This window comes from Paenibacillus sp. MER 180 (assembly GCF_023713665.1).
Lineage (GTDB): Bacteria > Bacillota > Bacilli > Paenibacillales > Paenibacillaceae > Paenibacillus_B > Paenibacillus_B suaedae.
The window spans coordinates 64689-71864 of sequence record NZ_JAMAVT010000025.1; the positions used below are offsets into that span (position 1 = coordinate 64689).

The 7176-nt window shown below is 46.2% G+C and carries 8 protein-coding genes; 6 read left to right on the top strand and 2 right to left on the bottom strand.

Annotated features, from left to right (window positions below; translation table 11 throughout):
- Positions 1-16: 16 nt before the first annotated feature.
- From sat to M3661_RS27040, 3 genes are all read left to right on the top strand, one after another.
- On the top strand, positions 17-1192 hold the full coding sequence (sat, locus tag M3661_RS27030) for a sulfate adenylyltransferase (RefSeq protein WP_065291711.1): 1176 nt from the start codon (positions 17-19) through the stop codon (positions 1190-1192).
- Positions 1193-1267: 75 nt separating this feature from the next.
- Complete coding sequence (gene cwlD, locus M3661_RS27035) at positions 1268-2074, top strand: N-acetylmuramoyl-L-alanine amidase CwlD (RefSeq protein WP_065291710.1); 807 nt, start codon at positions 1268-1270, stop codon at positions 2072-2074.
- 70 nt (positions 2075-2144) lie between these two features.
- On the top strand, positions 2145-3296 hold the full coding sequence (locus M3661_RS27040; RefSeq protein WP_065291709.1) for an Mrp/NBP35 family ATP-binding protein: 1152 nt from the start codon (positions 2145-2147) through the stop codon (positions 3294-3296).
- Positions 3297-3365: 69 nt separating this feature from the next.
- On the opposite strand, the gene gerD is transcribed toward M3661_RS27040, so the two are convergent.
- A complete protein-coding gene (gene gerD, locus M3661_RS27045; RefSeq protein ID WP_021256083.1) occupies positions 3366-4046 on the bottom strand; it encodes a spore germination lipoprotein GerD in 681 nt (226 codons plus the stop codon).
- A gap of 130 nt (positions 4047-4176) precedes the next feature.
- On the opposite strand from gerD, the gene M3661_RS27050 reads away from it, so the two are divergent.
- Complete coding sequence (locus M3661_RS27050) at positions 4177-4779, top strand: KinB-signaling pathway activation protein (protein ID WP_174807337.1); 603 nt, start codon at positions 4177-4179, stop codon at positions 4777-4779.
- 38 nt (positions 4780-4817) lie between these two features.
- On the opposite strand, the gene pdaB is transcribed toward M3661_RS27050, so the two are convergent.
- Positions 4818-5627 (bottom strand): polysaccharide deacetylase family sporulation protein PdaB, encoded by an 810-nt coding sequence (gene pdaB / locus M3661_RS27055; protein ID WP_021256085.1) that lies wholly within the window; start codon positions 5625-5627, stop codon positions 4818-4820.
- Positions 5628-5799: 172 nt separating this feature from the next.
- Between pdaB and M3661_RS27060 the strand changes: the two genes are divergently transcribed.
- Positions 5800-6405 (top strand): stage II sporulation protein M, encoded by a 606-nt coding sequence (locus tag M3661_RS27060; protein ID WP_021256086.1) that lies wholly within the window; start codon positions 5800-5802, stop codon positions 6403-6405.
- A gap of 194 nt (positions 6406-6599) precedes the next feature.
- Positions 6600-6824 (top strand): hypothetical protein, encoded by a 225-nt coding sequence (locus M3661_RS27065; RefSeq protein ID WP_021256087.1) that lies wholly within the window; start codon positions 6600-6602, stop codon positions 6822-6824.
- Positions 6825-7176: the final 352 nt, after the last annotated feature.

The window sequence follows — 7176 nt, forward strand, 5'->3', positions numbered from 1 at the left end:
GAGAGGTGCTAAGAAGATGTCAACAATTGAGCCTCACGGAGGTAAACTAATCAATCGAATGGTTCCAGAAGACGAGAAGGAGCAGAAGCGCAATGAAGCGGCAGCTCTGCCGCGCATATCGCTCGATGCACGTACATTATCGGATATCGAAATGATAGGGGTAGGTGCTTTTTCTCCCCTTGAAGGCTTTATGAATGAAGATGACTACAAAAGTGTTGTAGACCAGATGAGATTGGCGAATGGAACGGTATGGAGCTTACCTATTACACTGGCAGTCTCGGATGAGGCAGCTAAGACGCTTAGCACAGGAAGACCAGCTGCGCTTGTTGGGGAAGGAGACGGGGAGTTGTATGGGGTTATTGAAATAGAGAGCATATACCAGGCTGATTTACTGCATGAAGCAGAACAAGTGTACAGAACGATGGATACAGCACATCCAGGAGTGGAGAAGCTGCTAAAGCGTCCTTCTACATATGTGGGAGGCAAAGTATCTGTATTGAAGCGCAGACAGCCGGAGCAATTTTCCCAATATTATTTTGATCCTGTGGAGACGCGGCAATTGTTTGCGGACAGAGGCTGGAGAACTGTTGTAGGTTTCCAAACGCGAAATCCGGTGCATCGAGCTCATGAGTACATCCAAAAGAGTGCGATGGAGATTGTGGATGCTCTATTTCTAAATCCGCTTGTAGGGGAAACGAAGTCTGATGACGTCCCGGCTGATGTGCGTATGCGCAGTTATGAAGCGCTACTGGCGAATTATTATCCAGAGAATCGCGTGTTTCTTGGGGTATTCCCAGCTGCGATGCGTTATGCAGGACCAAGAGAAGCTGTATTCCATGCCATTGTGAGAAAAAATTACGGCTGCACCCACTTCATTGTTGGCCGAGACCATGCAGGTGTGGGCGATTATTATGGCACGTATGACGCCCAGCATATCTTCAGCTCCTTCGAACCCGAAGAATTGGGGATTCAGCCGTTATTCTTCGAGCACAGCTTCTACTGTAAGACATGTGGAGGTATGGCCTCCAGCAAGACCTGTCCTCATGATGCAACCCATCATTTGACCCTATCCGGAACGAAGGTGCGTGCGCTATTGCGTGACGGTACATGTCCACCCCCTGAATTCTCAAGACCTGAGGTGGCACGCATTCTGATCGAAGGCATGGCACACTCAACAACTGCCCAAAAGTAATTGAATATAGAGGAACCTGTGGATCGTTAACGTATATTTGTCCACCTCGTCCCATATAGATGATTAGAAGTCTTTATGGAGCGGAGGTGGGCTTTTTTTGTGAAAAAAGTAAATTGGGAACAAAGCAGTCAGAAGCGAAGACATACGTCAATCTTATGGATACCACTGCGAAATGTCCGTCGCTGGTTAATAAGTTTATGCTTGCTGCTTCTAGTCGTTGTTGTGATGACGATGGAGATGCCGGTAACGAAGACATGGACCTATTGGTCCATTCCTCTATCGGGCAGAGTGATTGCTATCGACGCAGGGCATGGTGGAGTAGATGGCGGGGCTGTTGGTCGCGAGGGGTTATTAGAGAAGGACATTAACCTAACGATTGCACTACTTCTTCGTGATTACTTGCAGCAAGCTGGGGCTATTGTGGTCATGACCCGGGAGGGGGACTATGATTTGGCGGATAAGGACACTAAGGGATACTCCCGCAGGAAGGCAGAGGACTTGAAGAAGCGTGTTGGTTATATCGAGGAGAAGAAAGCGGATGTTGTCATTAGCTTGCATATGAACAGCGTACCTTCTTCTCGCTGGAGTGGAGCACAGGCTTTCTATACGAATCGCCATCCGGGTAATGAACAGCTTGCGAAGTGGATTCAAGCTGAAATTCGTACGAATCTGGCCAATACGGATCGGGAGGCCAAGCCTACAGATCGGAAGCTCTATTTTATGGATCATATTTCGATCCCAGCTGTGTTGGTGGAGTCAGGCTTCTTATCGAACCCAGAAGAGTCACGGAGTCTGGCGAATGAAGAATATCAGCGGAAGCTAGCTGCATCGATCTACAAGGGAATTCTGCGATATATTGCAGGAGAAAAAACTGGAAAATGATGACCTTATGCTATAATAGAAACGGTTACATAGTGACCGATCTGAACTTCATAGGAGACGAGGTGCCATCATGACGACGAAAGAAGAAGTGCTGCAATCACTGCAGGGTTTGCAGGAACCAGTGTCGGGACAAGACATGACAAGCCTTCATTGGATTCGCGATATGATGATTAAGGAAGATGAAGTGAAGCTGACGGCAATCGTAGCGCCACAAGCAGCAGATGCAGCCGCTAGAGAGGCGCTAGTCGGACAGATTAAGGAGCGTCTAGCAGCAATTGAGCTGCACAATGTATATGTTCGTACTCGCATCGCATCTGAAGCTGAGCTGAGTGCAGCTGGAATAGCGGTACAAAGCGGGCAATCAGCAACCGATCATGCGGGTAATGGCCGTGATTCCCAAGAAGGGAGTGCTCCTCGTGGACACGGTGCTGGATTAGAACAGCATCCTATCTTGGATCCGGCATCTGGAGTGAAATTTATCGCAATTGCCAGCGGCAAAGGTGGAGTTGGCAAATCGACAGTGACCGTGAACCTTGCGGTTGCGCTCGCTCGTCTCGGCAAACGTGTTGGCCTAATAGATGCAGACATATATGGATTCAGTGTACCTGACATGATGGGGATTGAAGACCGCCCTGTCGTTGTAGACAACTATATCATTCCACAGGAGCGCTTCGGAGTGAAGGTGATGTCCATGGGTTTCTTCGTAGAGGACAATAGTCCGGTCGTATGGCGCGGTCCAATGCTTGGCAAGATGCTGCGGAATTTCTTCCAAGAAGTGCAGTGGGGGGAGCTTGATTACATGCTTCTTGACTTGCCTCCAGGTACGGGGGATGTAGCCTTGGATATTCACCAAATGATACCGCATAGCCAAGAGATCATCGTAACGACACCACATGCGACAGCTGCCTTCGTTGCGGCTCGAGCAGGCACGATGGCCATTCATACGAAGCATGAGATTATCGGTATCGTCGAAAATATGTCCTATCTGGAATGCGGTTCTTGTGGCGAGAAGCAATATGTATTTGGACGAGGGGGCGGTGCTAAGCTGGCAGATGAGCTTCATGTTGACCTGCTTGCGCAGCTTCCGCTCGGCGCTCCAGACAATCATCCTGCAGAACCGGATTATGCTCCTTCTGTATATAAGGCAGATTCGTCAATTGGCAAGCAATTCGATGAGTTGGCGGCTGCCGTTGATGCGAAGATGCAAGTTGTGCAGGCCTAACAATGTCGGAGAGGCCTCATCATGAGTGCCTCTCCATAAGTGAGGAATAGAGGGGGAAAGAGTGGGCTCCTAGCCTTCTCCACTACCACCTTCTTCTTCCGATCCACCCTCACTCTCACCGCCTTGCTTTTCCTTTTCCCCACCTTTTTTCTTTCCTTCCTTTTCTTTTTCTTTTTCCTTCGGCTGCAATTCTTCTTTAACGACCTTCCCTAATAAGTCCATGATTTCAAGCTTAAATATAGGGCTATTCAAAGCATCTTTCATTACAGTCTGTAGCTGTTTGCGATACTCTGGTGTCTTCATCATATCCAAATAAGACTTCATCATGTCTGGAGATTTAACAATGTCGCCAAAGTCCTTCTGATACTCTGGGTCTTTCATTAAAGTCTTCAGGATTTGTTTGTTTTCCTTGCTTACCGCCTTGGCGAATTCCCCGGCAAACTTCGGATCTTTCATTACTTTATCGAGGACTTTCTCATAATCGGGTGATACAAGTGTATCCTTAACTGCTGTCCGGATCTGCTCCTGCTGCTGCATATTTAATGATTGGGCTTGCATGCCGCCTCCGCCAGATGGACCGGATTGGATCGCCTTCTGCGCTTCCTCTGTCTTTAAAATATCGACAACCATCGTTTTAACTTCTTTATAATCGAGATTACTGCTTTGTGTGGGCTGCTCCATGCCGCAAGAGGTCAACAGCACGATTACGACGAAACTGACGATCGCAAGTTTGCCCAGTGGTGCCTTCATAACAGCTTCGCTCCCTTCTGTCCATGTCCTCACGCGTAGTATGTGGAGGAAATTATGAATTATGTTCGACAATGATAGTTTTTTGCTGAGAACATTGGTAAAATAATGAACATTGCGGAGGTGGAGCACCATGAATTTGAAAAAATGGTCTTATTTATTTTGGACGACTACGTGTATTGGTGGGGCAATCAGTCTCGTCATTGGCCTCGCATTACAGGTATTTCAAGGGGAAATGGGCAATTTCAGAGGGCCAGTGGATATTTTGCTTAATGTGCTTCAGTTAATCTTGAGCGGATGTATGATCAGCGTCTATTCGCAGATGGGATTCTTCGCATATTTGACGTTGAACTATATTGCCATTGGCTTGTTCAAGAAGGGATGGCCGTATGTTCAGGTATTATTGACCGTGATTGCACTACTCGATCTAATGTTTCTGCGCATGCTTCTGGGAAACAGGCCAGAAGGAGTGCGTGGAGGGGGCTACGAGGATATCGTGCTGGGTTTAGTTGTCCTAGTGCTTGCTGTAGCTGTTTCTTATTGGAAAGTAAAGGCGACAAATGCGAAGGCTCTCATTCCTACCTTATTCTTCATGATTGCAATCACCACAGTGGAGACACTGTCGGCACTTAACATTGGAAATATGGCTACCTGGTTCGTATACATACCGCTCGCAATATGCAATGCGTATCAAATCTTGATGCTGCATCGATTGGTGGGCACAGCAAAAAGCTGACGGAAATCCGTCAGCTTTTTTGTATACCTTTACATCCATTACATGCCTACTGCATTTTGCAAATGTTCCATCATCGTTGCTTGATCCTGAATCGTTTTGCTCTTCATTTCCGTTTGTTGAATCAGCTCAGAGACCGTAACGAACTCATATCCCTTTGCGGACAATTGATCCAGAATGGTCGGCAAAGCGAGATGGGTTTGCTTGCATGAATCACTAGCGTGCATGAGAATAATGTCTCCAGGATGTGCTTTACTAACGACGCGGTTCACGATCGTTTCAACCCCGGGATTTTTCCAATCCAATGAGTCGGTATCCCATTGTATGACCTTGTAATTCAGACTGTTAGCAATTTGCAGGACGCGCTTGTCAAAGTCACCGTTCGGCATACGAATCAGATTCGGTGCTTTCCCTGTAACTTCAGATAGAATGTTGTGGGCCGCCTGAATCTGCTTACGTATCTCTTCATCACTCATGCTGCTGTAATTGTCATGCTTATGGCCGTGACTTCCAATTTCGTAGCCAGCGGCCTCAATTTTCTTCACGAGGTCACTATGCGTCTTGCTCCAAGGGGAGGAGAGGAAGAACGTTGCTTTTTTTACACCCTTCTCCTGCAAGATCTGCAAAATTGGCTCAACTCGTGTATCCCCCCAGCTAATATCGAACGTGAGGGCGAGCATCTTTTTATCAGTTGGGACGCTGTAGATAGCGGAAGGGCTGCTGCCTTCTGAAAATACGGTAATATTGTCGCTCTCTACGTAAACGACGCCAGCGGCGAATAGCATTGCAATTGCAAGTACAAATACACGCTTTATTTTCTTGCCGCTAAATACATAAAAGTAATTATTCATACCAAGGCTGCTCCTCTCGTAACGTTTTGAATGGGGCGAATTAGGGTGGTACGCTGCTGCCTAATACTAATGCCCGTCGACAAGCTGCAGCTTGTCATGCTTGTTTACTACACTGTATGCTGAGTGTATGGGATTATGTCTGCAAGTCAGTCTGAAAGGAGGAGTGTACAATATGCTTCGATTCTCATCGTGGTGGAATACGCTGAAGCAGTTGCGTTGGTATCTCATTGCCGCTGTGGTGCTGTTTGCTGTAGGGTATGTGCTTGGCAATCAGTGGAGCGGGTTTGAGGGCTTCATCATGGAACAGCTCAAGGGGATTCAAGGTATGCGGGATCAATTGATGCAATCTGATAATCAAGAATTATCTTTCTTCGTATTTATTTTCTATAACAATGCGATTAAGGCTGTCATGATCATGTTTGCTGGGATCGTATTAGGGATCGTACCAGCGGGGTTCCTTATTATTAATGGAATGGTGATCGGATTGCTGCTGAGAATTATGGAATCGCAGGGTCTTGATTTAGCAAGCACGATTATTAAGGGGATACTTCCGCATGGAATACTTGAAATTCCTGCAATTCTAATTGCCGGTGCTTATGGAATGAGATTTGGTATCTTAATCTTGCAGCGAATCTTCAGCAGACGTATGCGTGCTGAGGGGCCAACGATTATGGATTGGATAAAGCAGACTGGAGCAGGGGCGGTATGGGTAACCGCAATGCTGCTAGTTGCCGCTATTATTGAGAGTACCGTAACTTTCTGGTTGATGAATGGTTAACTAGATAAACGAATCCGCGCCTCCCTGTGATAAAACAGCTCAAAAATGAGCATAACAGTAAAGCGGCACCATTCTTTCTGTAATTGAACAGAAGCGGGTGCGAGTTACTTCCCTATAAGCATGTTAAGCAGTGGGGAAGTAAGCGTTATGTTCGAAGACAGGGGTATTGTCGTCAAGGGAGGATGCGGACAGTTATGCTAGGATTTTTGTTCAATGAGAGAGAATGTAAAGAATTGAGCTATATGCTGCGCAAGGAATTAGATGAGATGCTATTTGATTTAAGCGATAAGCGATTAGAGGCTGAAATACGGGATGCGATTTCGAAGCGATACCGTACCGTATTTCGCATGTACGCGCGAATTGCATCACCTAAAGAACTGTCCAAGTATGCTAGAAATCATCGGAATGTTACTATGTAATAAAAAAGTTTTAAAAAAGTGTTGACGTGTTTTCGAATATATGATAAATTATTTTTCGTTCCCTTCTGAACGACTTCGACATGAAGCGAGCGGGAACAACAATCATAACGAACGGTTGAAAAAATATTTTAAAAAAGTGTTGACAACAACTGAACGAAATGATAAGATATAAAAGTCGCCGCTGATGAGGCGGTGAGAAAAAGAAAGTAACTAAGAAATTGGTTACTGACTGAGATTGTTCTTTGAAAACTGAACAACGAGCAACGTTTGTGAATGAGGTAGCAATACCTCGTCAAAAGATATGAGCAGTTCAAACTTAACTTTAACGGAGAGTTTGATCCTGGCTCAGGAC